The organism is Fructilactobacillus vespulae (assembly GCF_047324295.1).
Lineage (GTDB): Bacteria > Bacillota > Bacilli > Lactobacillales > Lactobacillaceae > Fructilactobacillus > Fructilactobacillus vespulae.
Map to the genome: position 1 here is coordinate 979,446 of NZ_CP137138.1, position 19,927 is coordinate 999,372.

The 19,927-nt window shown below is 34.6% G+C and carries 18 protein-coding genes; all 18 read left to right on the forward strand.

Features of this window, described 5'->3' with window-relative positions; translation table 11 throughout:
- Window positions 1–83: 83 nt before the first annotated feature.
- The gene (locus R4B61_RS04795) at window positions 84–1,088 is read left to right on the forward strand and encodes a rod shape-determining protein (RefSeq protein ID WP_413628296.1); all 1,005 of its coding nucleotides are present in this window, start codon (window positions 84–86) and stop codon (window positions 1,086–1,088) included.
- 55 nt (window positions 1,089–1,143) lie between these two features.
- Window positions 1,144–1,989 (forward strand): rod shape-determining protein MreC, encoded by an 846-nt coding sequence (gene mreC / locus R4B61_RS04800; protein WP_413627145.1) that lies wholly within the window; start codon window positions 1,144–1,146, stop codon window positions 1,987–1,989.
- Between the two features lie 12 nt (window positions 1,990–2,001).
- Window positions 2,002–2,526, forward strand: coding sequence for a rod shape-determining protein MreD (gene mreD / locus R4B61_RS04805; protein WP_413627146.1), 525 nt, complete (start codon window positions 2,002–2,004; stop codon window positions 2,524–2,526).
- An 11-nt stretch (window positions 2,527–2,537) separates the two neighbouring features.
- Complete coding sequence (locus R4B61_RS04810; RefSeq protein ID WP_413627147.1) at window positions 2,538–3,215, forward strand: septum site-determining protein MinC; 678 nt, start codon at window positions 2,538–2,540, stop codon at window positions 3,213–3,215.
- Between the two features lie 2 nt (window positions 3,216–3,217).
- Window positions 3,218–4,015: a septum site-determining protein MinD gene (gene minD, locus R4B61_RS04815; RefSeq protein WP_413627148.1), complete on the forward strand. Its 798-nt coding sequence runs from the start codon at window positions 3,218–3,220 to the stop codon at window positions 4,013–4,015.
- Between the two features lie 50 nt (window positions 4,016–4,065).
- Window positions 4,066–5,328 (forward strand): EF-P 5-aminopentanol modification-associated protein YfmF, encoded by a 1,263-nt coding sequence (gene yfmF, locus R4B61_RS04820; protein ID WP_413627149.1) that lies wholly within the window; start codon window positions 4,066–4,068, stop codon window positions 5,326–5,328.
- The gene (yfmH, locus tag R4B61_RS04825; RefSeq protein ID WP_413627150.1) at window positions 5,321–6,607 is read left to right on the forward strand and encodes an EF-P 5-aminopentanol modification-associated protein YfmH; all 1,287 of its coding nucleotides are present in this window, start codon (window positions 5,321–5,323) and stop codon (window positions 6,605–6,607) included. Before yfmF ends, yfmH begins: the two co-directional genes overlap by 8 nt.
- A 71-nt stretch (window positions 6,608–6,678) precedes the next feature.
- Complete coding sequence (locus R4B61_RS04830) at window positions 6,679–7,548, forward strand: helix-turn-helix domain-containing protein (protein WP_413627151.1); 870 nt, start codon at window positions 6,679–6,681, stop codon at window positions 7,546–7,548.
- 69 nt (window positions 7,549–7,617) lie between these two features.
- Entirely contained in the window at window positions 7,618–8,205 is a 588-nt protein-coding gene (pgsA, locus tag R4B61_RS04835) for a CDP-diacylglycerol--glycerol-3-phosphate 3-phosphatidyltransferase (RefSeq protein WP_413627152.1), read from the forward strand.
- Window positions 8,206–8,220: 15 nt separating this feature from the next.
- A complete protein-coding gene (locus R4B61_RS04840) occupies window positions 8,221–9,465 on the forward strand; it encodes a competence/damage-inducible protein A (protein WP_413627153.1) in 1,245 nt (414 codons plus the stop codon).
- 122 nt (window positions 9,466–9,587) lie between these two features.
- Window positions 9,588–11,147 (forward strand): ribonuclease Y, encoded by a 1,560-nt coding sequence (rny, locus tag R4B61_RS04845; RefSeq protein ID WP_413628297.1) that lies wholly within the window; start codon window positions 9,588–9,590, stop codon window positions 11,145–11,147.
- A 149-nt stretch (window positions 11,148–11,296) separates the two neighbouring features.
- The gene (locus R4B61_RS04850) at window positions 11,297–12,103 is read left to right on the forward strand and encodes a TIGR00282 family metallophosphoesterase (protein ID WP_413627154.1); all 807 of its coding nucleotides are present in this window, start codon (window positions 11,297–11,299) and stop codon (window positions 12,101–12,103) included.
- 14 nt (window positions 12,104–12,117) lie between these two features.
- The gene (gene mutS, locus R4B61_RS04855) at window positions 12,118–14,745 is read left to right on the forward strand and encodes a DNA mismatch repair protein MutS (RefSeq protein WP_413627155.1); all 2,628 of its coding nucleotides are present in this window, start codon (window positions 12,118–12,120) and stop codon (window positions 14,743–14,745) included.
- A 16-nt stretch (window positions 14,746–14,761) separates the two neighbouring features.
- Window positions 14,762–16,669 (forward strand): DNA mismatch repair endonuclease MutL, encoded by a 1,908-nt coding sequence (mutL, locus tag R4B61_RS04860; protein ID WP_413627156.1) that lies wholly within the window; start codon window positions 14,762–14,764, stop codon window positions 16,667–16,669.
- A gap of 18 nt (window positions 16,670–16,687) precedes the next feature.
- Window positions 16,688–17,290 carry a Holliday junction branch migration protein RuvA gene (gene ruvA, locus R4B61_RS04865; RefSeq protein ID WP_413627157.1) on the forward strand — a complete coding sequence of 201 codons (603 nt, stop codon included), beginning with the start codon at window positions 16,688–16,690 and terminating at the stop codon, window positions 17,288–17,290.
- Between the two features lie 14 nt (window positions 17,291–17,304).
- Window positions 17,305–18,309 carry a Holliday junction branch migration DNA helicase RuvB gene (gene ruvB, locus R4B61_RS04870; RefSeq protein ID WP_413627158.1) on the forward strand — a complete coding sequence of 335 codons (1,005 nt, stop codon included), beginning with the start codon at window positions 17,305–17,307 and terminating at the stop codon, window positions 18,307–18,309.
- Window positions 18,310–18,377: 68 nt separating this feature from the next.
- Window positions 18,378–18,725: a preprotein translocase subunit YajC gene (yajC, locus tag R4B61_RS04875; RefSeq protein ID WP_413627159.1), complete on the forward strand. Its 348-nt coding sequence runs from the start codon at window positions 18,378–18,380 to the stop codon at window positions 18,723–18,725.
- Between the two features lie 66 nt (window positions 18,726–18,791).
- On the forward strand, window positions 18,792–19,901 hold the full coding sequence (gene dinB, locus R4B61_RS04880) for a DNA polymerase IV (RefSeq protein WP_413627160.1): 1,110 nt from the start codon (window positions 18,792–18,794) through the stop codon (window positions 19,899–19,901).
- Window positions 19,902–19,927 lie beyond the last annotated feature (26 nt).

The following is a 19,927-nucleotide window of genomic DNA, read 5'->3' on the forward strand; positions in this document are numbered from 1 at the left end:
TCGTGATTAAAAAAATTTATAGTATGATATACTGGGAATAAAGTTAAAAATAAAAATTAAAACAACAAAAAGGGATGAATGATTTGTTAGGATTAGGTAATAAAAATATTGGAATTGATTTAGGAACTGCAAATACGTTAGTTTATGTTGACGGAAAAGGCATTGTTGTTCGTGAACCTTCAGTAGTTGCCAAAAATACAAAAACTGGAGAAATTATTGCAGTCGGAAGCGAAGCACAAGCGATGATTGGTCGTGCTCCAGCAAGTATTGAAGTCATTAGACCAATGCGTGATGGTGTAATTGCTGATTATGAAACTACTGTTTCAATGCTTAAATACTACATTGAAAAAGCACTTGGTGGTAGTGGTCAAAAGCCATACGTTATGGTTTGTGTTCCAAGTGGAATTACAACAGTTGAAAAACGTGCTGTAATTGATGCTACTCGTGTGGCAGGAGCAAGAGATGCCTATGTAATTGAAGAACCATTTGCTGCCGCAATTGGTGCTGGATTACCAGTTATGAACCCAACTGGAAGCATGGTAGTCGACATGGGTGGTGGAACTACTGATGTTGCTACTATCTCTCTTGGTGGAATTGTATCTTCTCGTTCAGTTAGAATGGCCGGAGATAAGTTGAATGAAGCAATTGTTTCTTACATTCGTAAGAACTACAACTTGTTAATTGGACTTCCAAGTGCCGAAACTTTAAAAATTAAGATTGGTTCTGCTTCTATTGAAAAAGCCAAAGAAATGGAAGGCGAAACTGTTCGTGGTCGTGACTTGTTGACTGGTTTACCAAAATCAACTGAGGTTACAGCTGAAGACGTTGCAATTGCAATTCACGAAGATATTTTAGAAATTATTAGCGCCATTAAAGATACCTTGGAAGCAACTTCTCCAGAAATTTCTGCCGATGTTGTTGATCATGGAATTATTTTAACTGGTGGTGGAGCATTAATTAAAAACCTTGCTGATGTTATTGCCGATGCTACTCAAGTTCCAGTTACTGTTGCAGAAGACCCATTAGACTGTGTTACAAAGGGTACCGGTGAATCACTTAAGAGTATTGATGTAATGAAGAAAAGATAATTAATAAGCGGGGATGCCCGCTTATTTGTTTTATCTCAATTATTAGGAGAAACTAATGCATAAATTTTTTTCTAGCAAAAACTTAGTTATCTTTGTAGTTGGACTGGTTTTGAGTGTTGGATTAATTGGTGGAACGGCAGCAATTAGAAATAATCGTGCTACGCCTACTATCATTCAAGTGATGGGAAACGAAATCGTCGGATTAGGAAATCGAATTGTTGACTATCCGGTTACTAAAATTAGTGGATTATTTTCATCATCTAGTAATCTAATGAATACTTACCACGAAAACAATTATTTAAAAGCAAAGGTAGCTAAACTTTCAGCTACAGAAACCAAAAATAAGGTGCTTTCTCAAGAAAATAAAGAACTTAAACAACAACTTGATCTAAAGAAAACACTGACTGGTTATAATTTGATTAATGCTTCTGTCTTAACTAGAACTCCTTCAAATTGGCAACAACAATTGGTGATTAATAAAGGTTCTTTGGCTGGTATTGAAAAAGATATGTCAGTTATTGTTGATAAAGGTTTGGTTGGTCGAGTAATCGAAGTTAACAAGACCAATAGTAAAGTGGAACTAATTACTGATAGTGGTGATTCTTCTAGTCGTTTTGCAGTTCAAGTTGATGGTAATAATGCGCCTGTTGATGGTTTAATTATTGGTTATGATAATGGTAAAAACGAGTTAGAAATGGGAAACATTACTTCCAAGGATAAAATCAAAAAAGGTGCTAAAGTAATTACTAGTGGTCTGGGTGGAGTTACTCCTAAAGGGTTACTAGTAGGAACTGTAACAGGGGTATCAGGAACTGCAGATGGATTGTCAGAACAAATTAACATTAAACCAGCTGCAAGTACTCAAAGTATTGATTTAGTTACCGTAGTTGGTAAGGAATAGTGTGGTGTTAAGATGTTGAAAGAAACCAAAATCAAAATATTATTCCTGACGGGTTTGATTCTATCTTTTCTTTTGGAAGGTACATTGATGAATGTTTTTTCCCAAGAATTAGCTAGCACCTTTCCAATGGTTCCATATTTAACGATTACGTGGTTAATTTTCTTTGTTTTGTTTACTAATAAGCAGCAACAAGAACGGTTATATTTGTGGACCTTTTTGGTTGGAATAGTTTATGATACCTATTATATCGGGGTGATTGGAATTTATATGTTTATTTTTCCAATCATAATATTAATTACCAAGATTATCTTAGATTATCTAGACGAAAATATAATGACCTCAATTATGATTTACCTAATTGATATTATTATTTTGCTATTATTGGGATGTTTTGGGGGAAGATTAAGTCATTTGGTATACTTTTCAGGAATTCATTTTATTGCGTATGCCTTTGGACCCACGTTATTATTAAACTTAATAATTTTCTTAGTTCTTTATTTTCCATTAAGTTTACTATTTGATAAATATAGACAGTAGGAGTTAATTATATGAAGAGTGTTGTTTTAAAAGGAACTCAAAATGGTTTGGAAATCATTTTAGATGATTCTGAGAATCTCGAAATAATCAAAAACGAGTTTGCCGAACTTCTAGATAATTTAATTGAAAGTCCAGATTATACTGCTGAAGATGGGTTAGTTTTTGATATTGTTACTGGTAATCGTTTGTTAACTGTTAACCAAAAACAAGAACTACGAGAAATGGTAAATAGTCGAGAAAATTTAACGATTAATGAATTTAAATCAAATGTAATGACAAATGAGGAAGCATATCATTTACTTGATGAAAATCGTGTTACAATAGTTGACCAGACCATTCGAAATGGACAAGAACTAAAAGTTAAGGGCGATGTGCTCTTTTTAGGTAAAATTCATGAAGGTGGTAAATTAATCACTAATGGAAACTTGTTCTGTATGGGTGAAATTAGCGGAATTGTTCAGGTTGGTTTCCCAGTTGATGAAGCTAAACTAGCAGTTGGTAATTTTAGTGATGCACAACAAATCAGAATTGGTGAACAAATCGAAATTATTGCCGATAAAAGTGACGAAGTGTCTGAAGATGTTAGAACAGTTGTATATGTAAATGATTTACATACAATTACTTATAGTAATCTTGATAATATTAAAGAAATCAGTCCGAAATTTTTTAGTCGAATTGGAGGAATGTAAAAATGGGAGAAGCAATTGTAATTACATCAGGAAAGGGTGGTGTGGGTAAAACCACCACCTCTGCAAATATTGGTACAGCGCTTGCTTTAATGGGTAAGCGAGTATGCTTGATGGATTTAGATATTGGACTTCGTAATTTAGACGTTGTACTTGGCTTAGACAATCGTATTATGTATGACATTGTTGATGTTGCCAAAAATAACGTTACTTTAACTAAAGCCTTAGTTAAAGATAAAAGATTTGATGATAACTTATACTTATTACCTGCAGCGCAAAATACAGATAAAAATGCAGTTAGTGAAGATGATGTTAAAAAAATTGTTGATGAATTAAAGCCTAAATTTGATTACGTTTTAATTGATTGTCCTGCTGGAATTGAACAAGGTTTCTTGAACTCAGTTGCTGGTGCGGATGCTGCAATTATTGTTACTACACCTGAAATTTCAGCTGTTCGTGATGCTGATCGTATCGTTGGTTTGTTAGAAAAACATCCTTTGAAAAAATCACCTCGCTTAGTAATTAATCGAATCAGACCAAATATGATTGATAATGGTGAAGTAATGGATGTTGCTGAAATTACGCATCATTTAGGAGTTAATTTACTAGGTATTTTAGTTGATGATGACCAAGTAATTGCCACTTCAAATCATGGTGAACCCATTGTACTAAATCCTGATAACCAAGCCTCACAAGGATACCGTAATATTGCTAGAAGAATTTTGGGAGAAACAGTTCCCTTAATGCAAATTAAACAACACAAAGAAAATTTCTGGCAAAAGCTTAAACATATCTTTAAGTAAAACAAAAATTCCTTAGCAAAGTCTAAGGAATTTTTTATTTAGGAGGAAGTATGACAAATAATTTACCAGAAGGAATTCATTTTAACCTTAATCAAAATGATAAATTTAAGAATATTGCAATTGCAATTGATTTTGTGGAACCAATCAAAGAGAATCATTTGGAACAAAGAACTATGGTAGCTGAGATGCTTGAAAACTATAGTGAAAAGTATGATTCTAAATTAAAAGTTGCTAGAAAGTTAGCGGCAATGTATGGAGCCACATTTGGTGCAAATGTATTTAAAGTTGGAAATCAAGCAGTTTTAAGAATTTTCATTTCATTTATTAACGATAAATTTTTACCAGATGATGTCAAATTAATTGAACAAATTGCAGATTTTCTAAAAGAAATGATTTTTTACCCGTTGATTATTAATGATAGCTTTCCAGTGAAGCAATTCGAATTACAACGAGATAATTTAGTCGAATACTTGTTTAATTTAAACGATAATAAAAAGTATTATGCAGCCAGAGAGACTAAAAAATTATTTTTTGAAAATGATACAGATAATGCCAAAATGGTCTTTGGTGATCTTCCAGCTTTAGCTAAATTAAAGGCCAGAGAAACTGCTGATTATTTTCAAAAGATGATTAGTGAAAATGAAATTTATATTTCCGTTGATGGGGATGTAGAAAATGAAGATGTACAGCCGATTGTCGATTTATTTAGATTAAATGATCGCAAACATCAAGTCGTTTTGATGAATAGTCACGAGGATTTACGATCAGAGAAAAACGTTGAGAAAAAAGCCCAACAAAAACAATCGCAACTAGACTTTGCCTTTAATTTTCCGGTGTCGATCAAAAGTGAGGACTATTTTGCTGCAATTATTTTTAATGCAATGTTTGGTGGTTCACCATCATCGTTGATGTTTACTAATATTCGAGAAGAAAATAGTTTGGCTTATTACATTTCTAGTAGTTTTAATTCAACTTTGGGTTTTATTTTGGTTCAAAGTGGGATTGATGGCGAAAATGATAAAAAAGTAATCGAATTAGTAAAACAGCAAAGAGATAAATTAATCAATGGTGATTATTCAGACGAATTATTGAACAAAATCAAAAAAACAATGGTTAATAGTTACTTAACTAAGTACGATAGCCAAAGACAAATGTTAAATACTGTTTTTATAAATTCATTGTTAAATAGAGAAATTACCATTGATGAGTGGATTAAAAAAATTAAGTCAATTTCGAAAACAGACATAAGTTCAGTAGCACAAAAAGCAGAATTAAAAACTACTTTCTTATTAGAAGGAGAGACTGATGAATAAAAAATTTTATCCAGAATTTAACGAGACGGTTGTGAGAACAACATTAAGTAATGGTCTACAGGTTATTTTAAACCCAAAATCGAACTTTAATTCAACCTATGGAATTTTAACAACTGATTATGGTTCAATTAATAATTACGTCATTTCAGAAAATAAAATCAAACAAGTTCCTGCAGGGATTGCTCATTTTATTGAACACAAGATGTTTGATAAAGAAAAATACGATATTAGTGACTTGTTTGCAGAAAATAGTGCAGATAATAATGCATTTACTAGTTTTTCAAAAACTAGTTATTTATTTTCAACTACGACCAATCTATCTAAAAATTTAGACAACTTAGTAGAATTGGTGATGGAACCATTCTTTAGTACAGAAAAAATTCAAAAAGAACAGGGGATTATTGGGCAAGAAATTTTAATGTATCAAGACGATCCTAGTTCGAGATTGTATTTTGATACAATTGCTAACTTGTATTGCGATTCACCTTTGAGTCAAGATATTGCGGGTAGTATTAAATCAATTAGTGAAATCACTACTGATGATTTATACGAATCACATCGTCAATATTATTTCCCTCAAAATTTAAGCTTGGTTTTAGTTGGTAATTTCTCCGAAAATGAAATTGTTGCTGAATTAGAAAATAAATTTGCCAAATATAGTTTTGGTAATCCAAGTCAATTTGAAAAACTCCAAGAGCATGCAGTTGCAGAAATTGAAAATTCAACTGTAGTCGAAAAAACGACCACCGATATGGGATTAACTACCCCTAAAGTTGCAATTGGTTATCGAGGACTACCAGTTAAAACTAAAGGACGATTATTTTCAAAAGCAGAACTTAGTTTTGGCATCTTTTTAGAAATGATTTTTTCTGAGGATTCAGAAATATATCAATCATTATATGAAAAGGGAATCATAAACGATTCATTTGGGTTTGATTTTGACATTGAAGAGGGTTATTTATTCTTAATTTTAGCGGAAGATACCAAGAATCCAGATCAATTTGTGGAAAGCATTGAGATTGAAATTAATCATATTTTTGCAGATCCTAGTTTAATTGAGAGTCAATTCGAATTAATTAAAAATGAAGAGATTGGGGATCATTTTACCTCCATGGATTCAATTTCAGGAATTGCAAACCAAATGGGAGATCGGTTAAATGATTTTACCAATATTTATGATGAAGTAGAAATTATTCGTGAACTTGAATTTAATGATGTTATAGATTTTTCAAGAAAGTTTTTCAAAAAAAGTAAAAAAACTATCAATCAAATTAATTAGTTAAAACAAAATTTTTTTGTGTAGTTGGTTGTGATATACTGGCAATAATTAAATGAATTGGAGTTGAAGATATGACTGAGGAGAATAATAACGCAAAAACAACTGTGGGTTCTCAACTAAGTAAAGCCAGAGAGAATGCGGGTATTTCAATTGATACTTTACAAAAAAAGACCAAAATTCAAAAGAAATATCTAGTTGCAATTGAGAATAATGACTTTGATGCACTACCAGGTAAATTTTATGTTCGTGCATTTGTCCGTCAATTTGCTAATACAGTTGGATTAGACGGAGAAGAGATTCTAAAGCAATACCTTCCAGAAGAAGCCCCAAGTGTTGTTAAGGAAAACTCACAGCCAGTTGAAGAGGAAAGTTCAAATACATCTAGATCAGTTAACTCAGTTTCCCCTAAACCTAAGGTGGATACCAGAAGATATGCACCAATTGCAGTTATCGTTGCGATAATTGTATTAGTAATTGGGGTAGTTATTTTTGCAGTTGTAAAAACGCAAACTGATAGTAGCAGTAAAGCACCTGAAAATTCTAAGGTAACCGTTTCAAACGAAGACAATACCAAGAAGACAGAGAAAAAGACTGCTAAAAAAACCTTGAAAAAAGGTGAAACAGAAATAACTGCAGTTAAAGACAGTACTAGTGATTTTACTGTTAAAACAGGTGATGAAACTTCAAAACTAGAGTTGAATGCTTCTACGGCAGCTAATGCAACCGTTAAAATTAATGGTAATCAAACTTGGACTGGAACATTAAACGTAAATGCAGGACACACGGTTGATATTCCTAAGGATACTAAAGATGTAACCATTAGCTTAACTAACGCACCAGTTTCATCTGTTAAGTTAAATGATAAATCAGTTGTGATGCAAGCACCTGCTCAAGGTCAAAATGCTCAACAACGTGATATGAATCTTAAATTTGAAAATTAATTTTTTAAAGGCGGTCTGTTTAAGTCTACGGACCGTTTTTTTAGTGAAGTAGGAAGAGGAGAATAAACGATGAATTTACCAAATAAACTAACAATGTTTAGAATTTTTTTAATACCTGTATTTTTAATTTTATTGGCAGCACCCATTGATGCAGGTAGTGTTTATGTTTTAGGCACTTTAATTTCTATTACTCAACTATTAGCAGCGATTGTTTTTATTGTTGCTGCCCTTACTGATTTTTTGGATGGTCAAATTGCTAGAAGAGACCACCTAGTTACTAACTTTGGTAAGTTTGCAGATCCACTTGCTGATAAAATGATTGTTATGAGTGCATTTATTATGTTGGTTGGTAGTGGTAGTGAGAACGTTGCCGCTTGGATTGCAGCGGTAATTGTTTGTCGAGAACTAGCAGTAACTGGACTACGTTTGATAATTGTAGAAAATGATGGTGAAGTTGTGGCGGCAGCCTGGTCTGGAAAGGTAAAGACTTTCTTTGAAATGATTGCTGTAATTATCTTACTTTTAAATGATGTAATCTTTAATAACTTTGGTATTCCAATGGGACAAATTTGTTTGTACATTGCATTAGTTGCTGCAGTATATTCTGGAGTGGAATACTTTGTTAAAAATAAAAGGGTCTTTTCTGATTCATTTTAGAGAGGAGTTTCAAAAATGAAAGCTGAAATAATCACAGTTGGAACGGAAATTTTATTGGGAGAAATAATTGATACCAGTGGTCCGTTTGTGGGTAAGCAACTGGCTAATTTAGGTATTGATGTATACTACAAAGATACTGTTGGAGATAACTTTAAAAGACTTGATGATGCAATCAGTTTGGCAGAAAAGCGCGGTGATCTCATCATTTTAACCGGTGGCTTGGGGCCAACTGAAGATGATATTACTAAGCAAGTATTAGCCAAACATTTAGGATTAGAACTGGTTGATGATCAAGTAGCTCTAACTAAAATTAATGATTTTTACGCTAAATCACGAACCAATCGTCCTGGTAACGAATTAATAATGGCTCAGTATGTTTCTGGTGCGACCGTTCTCCCCAATGACAATGGTTTTGCCGTCGGGATGTTTTTGAAGTTTAACTCAAAAAGCTATTTGGTTCTTCCTGGACCCCCAAGTGAGATGCAACCAATGTTTAATAAATATGGCTTGCCTTTGTTGGGAAAAGAAATTGGTCAGCAAAGTTTAATTGAGTCAAGAGTTTTACATTTTATTGGAATTGGTGAAACCAACTTAGAAGATCAATTAAAAGAATTGATTTCTAAGCAAACTAATCCAACCTTAGCGACTTACGTAAAGCAAAACGAAGTCACTTTAAGAATAACTGCCAATGGTAAAGACCAAGAAGAAATTAAAAGACTATTAGATCAAGAAGAACGACAGGTTCAAAAGATAGTGGGAAAATACTTTTATGGTTATGGTGAAGAAAATTCAATTGAACAAGTAGTAGTTAACTTATTAAAGCAAAATAAACTAACGATTACAGCCGCTGAGTCTTTAACTAGTGGAATGTTCCAAAGTAAAATAGGGAGCGTCTCAGGAGCTTCTGAGGTCTTTTCAGGGGGATTTGTGACTTATGCCGCCAGCACTAAAGAAAAATTAGTTGCTGTTGCTAAAGAAACGATTCAAAATAGTGGAGTTGTGTCGGCAGCTACTGCAGCGGAAATGGCTGCAGGAGCTTTAAAAGCCCTCGAAACTGATCTGGCAGTTTCTTTCACCGGTGTTGCTGGTCCTAGTAGTTTGGAAGGTCATCCTGCTGGTTATTTCTGGATTGGAATGGCACTTCCAGACGGAAATGTCATTACCCAGGATTTTAATTTCCCTAAATCTAGAAATGATGTCAGAGACTATGCAGTAAAAATGGGATTTAAAATGATCTATGATTATTTAGAGAATAACTAGTCGTTATTCTCTTTTTTAGTATAGTTAGTTGACACCCCTTTTTTTAAACATTAAAATTAGAAAGTAGCTGATTGAAAAATCGGTAATAAAATAATTACAAAAAGTGATACGGAGGGAAAATGATGGTTATTACTATTATTGGAAGCGCCGCTATCGCTATAATTGTTGGTTTTTTTATTGGACAGACAACTCATCAGAGAATAGTGGAAAAGAAATTAGACGCTGCTCATAAAAATGCTAGTAATATTCTATCTGATGCTGAGAAGAAGGCACAAAATACACTCAAGGAAGCTACTTTAGAAGCTAAAGATAAGGGAAATAAGTACCGTTCTGAGGTTGAAAAAGGGCTTAAAAAGAGAAGAGCCGATATTCAAAGACAAGAAGATCACTTATTAAAACGTGAAGAACTTTTAGATCGTAAAGATCGGACGTTTGAAAAGCGAGAAGACAGTCTTAATCGTCAGGAAGAAAAAATTAGTGATGAGAAAAAAATCCTAGAGAAGAAACAACAAGATGCAGATGCACTTATTGATAAGAGGCAGGCAGAAATTACTAAAGTTTCTTCGTTAACTAAAGAAGAAGCACGTGATTTAGTAGTTAATGAAACGAAGAAAGAACTTTCTGAAACTAGAGCACAGATGATTAAACAAAATTACGAAGCAGCCAAAAAGACTTCTGCTCGTGATGCTAAGAATTTAATTGTTGAAGCTTTACAACAAAGTTCTGCCGATATTGTTTCGGAGACAACTGTGTTAGTTGTTACCCTACCAAATGATGATATGAAAGGTCGTATTATTGGACGGGAAGGTCGCAACATTAGAACATTTGAAACACTGACAGGAATTGATTTAATCATTGATGATACTCCTAATACAGTTGTTTTAAGTGGATTTAACCCTGTTAGACGCGAAATAGCTAAGATGGCACTAGAAAAATTAATTAAAGATGGAAGAATTCATCCAGCACGAATTGAAGAAATGGTTGAGAAGAGTAAGAAAGAACTTGATCAATTGATTCAAGAAACTGGCGAAAACGTCATTTTTGATTTAGGAATTCATTCCATGAATCCTGATCTAGTTAAGTTAGTTGGACATTTAAAATACAAGCTTTCATATGGGCAAAATGTTTTATCTCGTTCAATTCAAGTTGCCAAGTTAGCTGGAGTTTTTGCAGCCGAATTAGGTGAAGATGTTACATTAGCAAAGCGCGCTGGTCTATTACATGAGATTGGAAAAGCTGCTACTAATCGCGTTGATGAATCATATGTTGAAGCTGGAGTGGATATTGCCAAGAAATTTGGTGAAAGCCAAGAAGTAATTGATTCAATCCGTCTCGGTGAATTTGGAGCAGAGCCACATAGTATGGTTGCCGAATTAGTCGAGGTTGCTGATCGAATTTCAATTGCACGTCCCGGTGCTAATAGTGACTCATTAGAAAACTTTGTTCATCGTTTAGAAAAACTAGAAGATATTAGTAATAGTTTTGCTGAAGTTGAAAAGAGTTATGCGGTTCAAGCTGGTCGTGAAATCCGTGTGATTGCAAAACCAGAAAAGATTTCTGATTCAGAAGCAATTGTCTTAGCTCGTGAGATTAAAGATAAAATTGAAACTGAAATTAGCCATCCCGGTCACGCTAAAATAATCGTGATTAGAGAAGTTAGATCAGTTGATTATGCTAAGTAGTCACTATTGATAATTTAATCTAAGAAGAAAAGCCTTGAAATTAATTTCAAAGGCTTTTTTGTTATCTAGAAAAGAATTGATTAACTTTTTTAATTTTAATTTTCCATGGTAAAATAAGTTATTAAGAAAATTAGAATGGCGGAGAAAAAATGCGGCTTTTATTTGTTGGTGATGTAGTAGGAAACTTAGGAATGAAAATGGTAGAACAATACCTACCGTTGTTAAAAAAGGATTTAAAACCACAGGTTACCATTGTGAATGGTGAAAATGTAACCAAAGTGGGAAGAGGGATTAACGAAAAGTTATTTAAACAACTGATGAATGCTGGAGCCGACGTGGTTACTTTGGGTAATCATGCTTGGAATAACGAAGAAATTTTCAGCTTCATTGATGATACCAAAAAACTAATTAGACCCTTAAACTATCCAGGTAAGGATGTTCCGGGAAATGGTTATTGTCAACTAAATGTAAATGGAACGCAAGTTGCAATTATTAATTTACAAGGTCGAATTTTTATGGAAGAAACGGATGACCCCTTTGCGGAGATTGATCGCTTAGTTGAGCAATTAAAAAAAGATCAGGTTAAGGTGATTTTCGTCGACATGCATGCAGAAACTACTAGTGAAAAAAAAGCCATGGCGCTTTATTTAGATGGAAAGATTTCAGCATTAGTAGGAACCCACACTCACGTTCAAACTAGTGATGCCCATGTTTTAAATAAAGGAACTGCTTTTTTAACTGACGTGGGAATGACGGGTCCAGATGACGGTGTGATTGGAATGGAATATGAACCCGTTATCAAACGTTTTTTAACTTCGCGTCCGAGTCGCTTTACCGTTGAAGAAAACGGTTCTAAAGTATTGTCAGCATGTTTAATTGACGTTGACAATCAAACGGGATTGGCAAAGGCAATTAAACCAATTTTAATTTGTAAAGAACATCCATACGTTGGGTAGAAGGGATAAATAAAATGGCAAAGAAAAATACAGCAATGATGGAACAGTATCAAGAGATTAAAGATCAGTATCCTGATGCCTTTTTATTTTACCGAATTGGGGATTTTTACGAACTTTTTAACGAAGATGCCGTTCGTGGTGCGCAATTACTAGAACTTACTTTAACCGCTAGAAACCATAAGGCAGAAAACCCCATTCCAATGTGTGGGGTACCCCATAAAGCTGCCCAAGGATACATTGATACCTTGGTTGATCAAGGATATAAGGTAGCGATTTGTGAGCAAGTTGAAGATCCACGCTTGGCTAAGGGAATGGTTAAGCGAGAAGTAATTCAATTGGTTACACCAGGAACACAGACCGAAAATAGTTCAGAAACTGCTAAAGATAGTAATTACTTGGTTAGTGTGGTTTATGATGTAACTAAAGCCAGCTATGGATTAGCTTATATTGAAATTTCGACTGGAGAATTAAAAGTTACTAAAATTAGTGACGAAGACTTGGTCATTGATGAGATTATCAACTTAAGCGCAAAAGAAGTCGTTGTTGATAATAGCGTCGCTGAAACAGTAACTTCAAAGTTGAAAAAGTTAGGAATTCTAGTTTCAAATCAAGAAACGACAAACGATTCGGCAGCTCAAGCAGTCCTTGAAAATATTACGGATGATGCTGAAAAAATGGCTTTAAATACGTTGTTGGCCTATGTTACTGAAACACAAAAAAGAAGTTTGGCGCATATCCAAAATGCAATTGAATATCGGGTTAACTCGTTTTTAAAAATTGATCATAATTCTCAATATAACTTAGAATTATTGAAAAATATTAGAACCGGGAAAAAATCTGGGACACTACTTTGGGTCTTAGATGATACTAAAACTGCAATGGGTGGCCGAAAATTGAAACAATGGATTGAGCGACCTTTGATTACACCTGCGGTAATTTCTGAACGTCAAAGCTTAGTTGAAACCTTGTTAGATAACTACTACGAAAGAAATGAACTTCGGGAAGCTTTGATTAAAGTTTATGATTTAGAACGTTTAGCCGGAAGAATTTCCTTTGGTGGGGTTAACGGACGAGATTTAATTCAATTAAAATCATCATTGTCACAAATCCCCCAAATCAAACACGTTTTAAATGAGTTAGAAACTCCTGGTTTTGATAAGATTCTTGCTAATTTAGATGACTTGTATGACGTTAATCAACTAATTGAAGAATCAATTAACGAAGACGCGCCCATCTCAGTTAAAGATGGTGGGATTATTAAGTCTGGATATAGTGATAAGTTAGATGAATATCGTGATGCCATGAAAAATGGTAAGTATTGGTTGGCTGAGTTAGAAGCTAATGAACGGCAAGCAACGGGTATCAACAATTTAAAGGTCGGATATAACCGAGTCTTTGGTTACTTTATCGAAATTTCTAAAGGAAATCTCGCTAAAATAGATGCTGATCGGTATTCTAGAGTGCAGACGCTGACAAATGCTGAGCGTTTTTCTACGCCAGAATTAAAAGCTAAGGAATCAATTATTTTAGAGGCTCAAGAAAAATCAAGAAGTCTTGAGTATGATACTTTTGTCGGAATTCGGGAAAAAATTAAAGAACAAATTCCGCGAATTCAAAAACTCGCTAGTGCGGTTTCTAGCTTAGATGTTTTACAAAGTTTTGCGACAGTTAGTGAAGAAGAACAGTTTGTAAAGCCGGTTTTTAACCAAGCAAAAAAACTAAAATTAATTAACGCTAGACATCCAGTAGTTGAACAGGTCATGGGAACCCAAAAATATGTCCCTAATGATGTTTTGATGGATCAAGGAACAGAAATTCAATTAATTACTGGACCTAATATGTCGGGTAAGAGTACGTACATGAGACAATTAGCGTTGATTGTAATCATGGCTCAAATGGGTTGTTTTGTTCCTGCTGAACAGGCAGAAATGCCTATTTTTGACCAAATTTTCACTAGAATTGGTGCGGCTGATGATCTGATTTCTGGTCAAAGTACGTTTATGGTAGAAATGAAGGAAGCCAATCAGGCAATTCAAAATGCGACAGAAAATAGTTTGATTCTTTTCGATGAACTGGGTCGTGGAACCTCAACTTATGATGGGGTGGCCTTAGCTCAGGCAATCATTGAGTTTATTCATAAGAACGTACAGGCTAAGACGATGTTTTCCACTCACTATCATGAATTGACCGATTTAAGTGACGAGTTACCTAATTTGGAAAACGTCCATGTTGGTGCAGTTGAAAAAGATGGTCAACTGGTCTTCTTACACAAGGTTTTAGCGGGAGCAGCTGATAAATCATATGGAATTAACGTTGCGGAATTGGCGGGTCTTCCGGCCGATTTATTAAAACGTGCTCAGGTAGTGTTAGACCATTTAGAACAAATTAATAATCATGAGCAAAGTGTAACTTCTGCTCCAGAAAACAAGCAACCGGATCCCGTTTTAGAGACGCAACCAACTGAAACTGATGAACAGCAGTTAGAGTTATTTAAAGTTGAAACTAAAACAGCAGCTCCTAAGTTGAGCCAAGTAGATGAAAAGATTATTGCGGAGATTAATCAAACCGATTTAATGTCCAAAAATCCAATGGAAATTATGAATTTAGTTTACAAATGGAAACAAAAGTTAAGTAAAAAGTAAGGGGTGAATTATTTAAATGTTAGAAATTCATGAACTATCAAACGTCTTATCTGATCAAATTTCTGCCGGAGAAGTAATTGAAAATCCAGCTTCAGTGGTCAAAGAATTGGTAGAAAATTCGATTGATGCTGGAAGTAGTCGGGTAGATATTCAAATTGAAGCCGCTGGTCTTGATTTAATTAAAGTGGTTGATAATGGCTCGGGGATTCCTGCTGACCAAGTTCAACTGGCATTTAAAAGATTTGCTACTAGTAAGCTCAATCAGCAATCTGATTTATTTGATATCCATACTTTAGGATTTAGAGGAGAAGCGTTGCCAAGTATTGCTTCAGTTGCGGACGTGACCATGAAAACCTCTGATGGTGAACAGGTGGGAACCGAGGTCCACATTCATGGTGGAAAAAAGGTGACCAATAAACCCGCTGAAGTTCGCCGCGGTACTTCAGTAACCGTGCGGGAGTTATTCTTTAATACTAAGAATCGACTTAAATACTTAAAATCAAACGCCACTGAGCTAAGTAAAATAACGGAAGTGGTTAATCGATTAGCTTTGGGTCATCCAGAGGTTGCAATTCAGCTGCAACATAATGGCAAAGAAATTTTAAGAACGTCAGGTCGCGGAAACATGCAACAGGTGATTGCAGGAATATATGGCAATCAAGCAATGAAAAAGATGGTTAAACTAAATCAACAAAATGATAAATATCAAATTAGTGGATTTACTAGTTTACCAGAATTAACAAGAGCTTCGAGAAAGTATATTTCAGTTATAATTAACGGACGCTTTGTCAATGATTACACCCTAAATCATGCCATTGTTGATGGGTATGGCTCCAAATTAATGGTGGGACGTTATCCAGTTTCAGTAATTAGTATTGAAATGGATCCTACCTTAATTGATGTAAACGTACATCCGACTAAACAAGAAGTTCGGTTGTTGGACAGTCAAGATTTAGGAGATTTTATTTCTAAATCAATTTATGCAGTTTTATCCGAACAAAATTTAATCCCAGATGCTTTAGATAATAAAACGTTAAAAAGAGGTTTATCTGAACATAATTCAGTTGAAGTAGCGCTTAATTTTGATGAGTTAGATGAAAAAACTGATGATACTGAACCAATTGTGGGAGCAAAAACTAATAACTCACAAACGCTACAGACAATTAGTAAAGTTGAACCCAGAAACAATGAGAATCAGCCCATTATTATAAAAAATAAAACGGAATTGGATTCTCCGGCGGTACTTGAATTTAAAGCTAATTATCTAAAAGAGCGCGTTAATTCAGCCTTTGGTGAAGAAGTTGCTAAACCAGAACGTTTTCCAAGACTGCGGTTTATTGGACAGGTTCATGGAACCTATTTGATTGCAGAGAGTTCTAAGGGAATGTATATTATTGACCAGCATGCTGCACAAGAACGAATCAATTATGAGAATTTTAGAACCCAGGTTGGAGAGGTTAGTGACTCCGAACAAAATCTGCTGGTTCCCATTGTGTTAGATTATCCGACTGCGGATGCTTTGATTATAAAAAGTAAACTTGATTTATTGGCAGAAGCCGGATTAAATCTAGATTCCTTTGGCAATAATAGTTTTGTTGTTCATCAGCATCCCACTTGGTTTGAAAAGGGTAAAGAAGAAGAAACCATTCGAGAAATGATTGATTGGATTTTAAAGGATAACAAATTGACAACGGCAGCTTATCGCGAAAAAGCAGCGATTATGATGAGTTGTAAACAAGCAATCAAAGCAAATCATTATTTAGATCAAAAACAAGCACAGGCACTATTAGATAATCTTCATCACTGCGAAAATCCTTTTAATTGTCCTCATGGACGGCCAGTTTTAATTCATTTTTCGCCGGTTGATTTGCAAACGATGTTTAAGAGAATTCAAGATCCCCATGAGTCAGATGTGTGGGACTAAAGATAGGGGTACAAATTAATGTATGAGTATTTAAACGGTGAACTGACGGGGCTATCGTCCGGTTATTTAGTAATTGATATTAATGGAGTAGGTTACCTTGTTTATGTAGCAAATCCTTATCATTTTGAGTCAATGATAAATCAAAAAGTTAAGATATATGTTCACCAAAGTGTTTCAGATTCAGCTTTGACACTTTATGGATTTGAAACTTTAGCAGACAAGCAGTTATTTGAACAACTGTTAAATGTTTCTGGAATTGGGTCTAAAAGTGGTTTAGCAATTATGGCTGGAAATGATAATACTGGGCTAATTAATGCGATTAAGACCGAGAATGTAACGTATTTAACTAAGTTCCCAGGAATTGGGAAGAAGACGGCACAACAAATCATTTTAGACTTGAAAGATAAGATTGAAAAAACACTGCAACCTAGTGATGAAAATCTATTTAAGCCTGTGGAAACAAGTGATAATCAAAACTTAGCAGAAGCCTTAGATGCACTAGAAGTACTGGGTTTTACTAATAAAAATGTAATGAAGATTAAAACTAAGCTGGAAAGTTTAGATTCCAATCTTTCCACCGACGAGTATATTAGTACTGGATTGAAAATGTTAACTAAGTAGGGAGGAATTAGACGATGGATGATAATCGAATCGTATCACAGGATTCTGATGAAAATGAAGATTCTTTAGAGCAAAGTCTTCGTCCCCAAAACTTCAAACAGTATATTGGTCAAAAAGAGATTAAGGATTCCTTGAATGTCTATATCAAGGCCGCTAAACAGCGAGAAGAGTCGTTAGATCACGTATTACTATATGGACCACCAGGACTTGGGAAAACGACAATGGCAATGGTTATTGCACATGAAATGGATGTTAATTTGAAAATAACCAGTGGTCCTGCAATTGAAAAGAATGGGGATTTAGCGGCTTTATTAAATGAGTTAGAACCAGGCGATATTTTATTTATTGATGAAATTCATCGACTTCCTAAGGTAGTGGAAGAAATGCTTTATTCAGCGATGGAAGATTTTTATATTGATATTGTAATTGGGCAAGGTCCAACCGCCCATCCAGTTCATTTTTCATTACCGCCATTTACGTTGATTGGGGCAACTACTAGAGCTGGTTTATTGGATGCACCATTTAGAAATCGATTTGGAATCGTGGAGCACATGAACTACTATAACCAAGCCGATTTAGAAAAAATTGTGAAACGTTCTGCTGCAATTTTTAATTCTAATATCAAAGATGAGGGTGCTAGAGAAGTCGCTTTACGTTCAAGGGGTACACCTAGAATTGCTAACCGTCTTTTAAAACGAGTACGGGATTTTGCACAAGTTTCAGGAAAGACTGAGATTGATATTGCAAGCGTTGATCAGGCCCTTTTAGCCTTGGGAGTTGATAATCGTGGTTTAGATAGAACGGATGTTAAGCTACTAAAAACCATGATTGAGTTTTATCGAGGTGGTCCCGTTGGTTTAAATACAATTGCTGCAAATATTGGTGAAGAGGCAGACACCATTGCTGAAATGTATGAACCATATTTGCTCCAGATGGGGTATATCAAACGAACTGCTCGTGGACGAATGGTTACCGATAAGGGCTATGCTCATTTAGGAATTGAAAACTCAAACGATTGAGTGGATATGTTGGAATTTTTACTGTTAATTTGTTACAATTGAAGTTATTAAATAATGAGGTGGAATATATGCAACAATATGGATCAATTTTAGTATTAATCATTCTTTTTGGACTAATGTACTTATTTATGATTAGACCCCAAAAGAAACAACAACAAAAGCATCAAGAAACCCTTAAGAATCTTGCTAAGGGTGATGAAGTAACCACAATTGGTCGTCTTCACGGTAAGGTTGATGATATTGACCGTACTAATGGAGTTGTAACTCTTGATTGTGATGGAGTTTACTTAACTTTTGATTTAACTGCAATTGCTAGTGTAAAGTCATCTGCAACTGCTAAAACAGAAGCACCTGTTGAAAAAGAAACAACTGAAGCTCCTGCTGATGATTCTGCTAAAGAATCAGATGATAAATAAAAGCCTGCTTTCAGGCTTTTTTTATTTCTTTAAAAAGAACGTACGTTCCAAAGGTGGTGATTACTAGTGGATGATGGCTATTTAAAAATTGATTCTTCGCGATCAATAATTCACGTTGATATGGATGCTTTTTTTGCTTCAATTGAACAACGAGAACACCCAGAGTTTTTAACGGTACCATTAGTAATTGCCAAGGATCCTAGGACTACGGGTGGACGTGGTGTGGTAACTACGGCAAACTATATTGCTAGACAGTATGGAATTCATTCAGCGATGGCAGCTAGTAAGGCATTGGAATTATGTCCTAAAGCAGTTTTTAAAGCGCCAGATTTTGAATTATTTCGTGATGTTTCAAATCAGATTCATGATATTTTTCACGAATATACAGATAAAATTGAAACGGTTGCCTTAGATGAAGCCTATTTGGATGTGACGGAAAATAAACTAGCTATTAAAGATACAATTTATTTAGCTCATTTAATCCAAAGTGAAATTTGGGAAAAAACTCATTTAACTTGTTCAACCGGAATTTCGTACAGTAAATTTCTAGCAAAAGAAGCTTCTGACTATTGTAAGCCTGCTGGAGTTACCGTTATCGATGAAGCTGATTCCCATGAATTTTTAATGCGGTTAACCATCAAAAAATATCGTGGGGTTGGTAAAAAGACGCTAACTAAGATGGAAAAATTGGGAATAAAGAATGGCCACGACCTTTATCAAATGACCGAGATGCAATTAATTAAAGAATTTGGTAAATTTGGTTATTCATTGTATCGAAGAGTTCGAGGGATTGATAATCGTCCAGTTGAATATCAAAGAGAACGAAAATCGATTGGTAGAGAACGAACGTATGGGCATGAATTAAATAGTAATGGTGATGTGGAAGAACAGCTTTTAAAAATTGCGGTGATGGTTTCTGACGTTTTAAAAAAACATCAAAAGCACGGGAAGACGTTGGTTTTAAAAGTTCGTTACTTAGATTTTACGACCCTGACTAAAAGGATTACTGAAACCGATTATATTGAAAATAATCCTCAGATTTTTTATGAACTGGCCCTTGATATTTTTGAACAAATGCCTGATGCTAGTAGGGGAATTAGATTATTAGGAATTACATTGACTAATCTAGCTGATATTGGATACGAAAATATCAATTTACCTTTATACCAAAAATAGGTTATACTTAACTATTGAATTTAACA

Excerpts from the sequence above, each read along its gene's own strand:
- R4B61_RS04840 (WP_413627153.1), top strand. The coding sequence starts at position 8,221 with ATGAAAGCTGAAATAATCACAGTTGGAACGGAAATTTTATTGGGAGAA.
- yfmF (WP_413627149.1), top strand. The coding sequence starts at position 4,066 with ATGACAAATAATTTACCAGAAGGAATTCATTTTAACCTTAATCAAAAT.
- mreD (WP_413627146.1), top strand. The coding sequence starts at position 2,002 with ATGTTGAAAGAAACCAAAATCAAAATATTATTCCTGACGGGTTTGATT.
- yajC (WP_413627159.1), top strand. The coding sequence starts at position 18,378 with ATGCAACAATATGGATCAATTTTAGTATTAATCATTCTTTTTGGACTA.
- R4B61_RS04810 (WP_413627147.1), top strand. The coding sequence starts at position 2,538 with ATGAAGAGTGTTGTTTTAAAAGGAACTCAAAATGGTTTGGAAATCATT.
- mutS (WP_413627155.1), top strand. The coding sequence starts at position 12,118 with ATGGCAAAGAAAAATACAGCAATGATGGAACAGTATCAAGAGATTAAA.
- pgsA (WP_413627152.1), top strand. The coding sequence starts at position 7,618 with ATGAATTTACCAAATAAACTAACAATGTTTAGAATTTTTTTAATACCT.
- ruvA (WP_413627157.1), top strand. The coding sequence starts at position 16,688 with ATGTATGAGTATTTAAACGGTGAACTGACGGGGCTATCGTCCGGTTAT.
- ruvB (WP_413627158.1), top strand. The coding sequence starts at position 17,305 with ATGGATGATAATCGAATCGTATCACAGGATTCTGATGAAAATGAAGAT.
- mutL (WP_413627156.1), top strand. The coding sequence starts at position 14,762 with ATGTTAGAAATTCATGAACTATCAAACGTCTTATCTGATCAAATTTCT.
- mreC (WP_413627145.1), top strand. The coding sequence starts at position 1,144 with ATGCATAAATTTTTTTCTAGCAAAAACTTAGTTATCTTTGTAGTTGGA.
- minD (WP_413627148.1), top strand. The coding sequence starts at position 3,218 with ATGGGAGAAGCAATTGTAATTACATCAGGAAAGGGTGGTGTGGGTAAA.
- R4B61_RS04850 (WP_413627154.1), top strand. The coding sequence starts at position 11,297 with ATGCGGCTTTTATTTGTTGGTGATGTAGTAGGAAACTTAGGAATGAAA.
- yfmH (WP_413627150.1), top strand. The coding sequence starts at position 5,321 with ATGAATAAAAAATTTTATCCAGAATTTAACGAGACGGTTGTGAGAACA.
- rny (WP_413628297.1), top strand. The coding sequence starts at position 9,588 with ATGGTTATTACTATTATTGGAAGCGCCGCTATCGCTATAATTGTTGGT.
- R4B61_RS04830 (WP_413627151.1), top strand. The coding sequence starts at position 6,679 with ATGACTGAGGAGAATAATAACGCAAAAACAACTGTGGGTTCTCAACTA.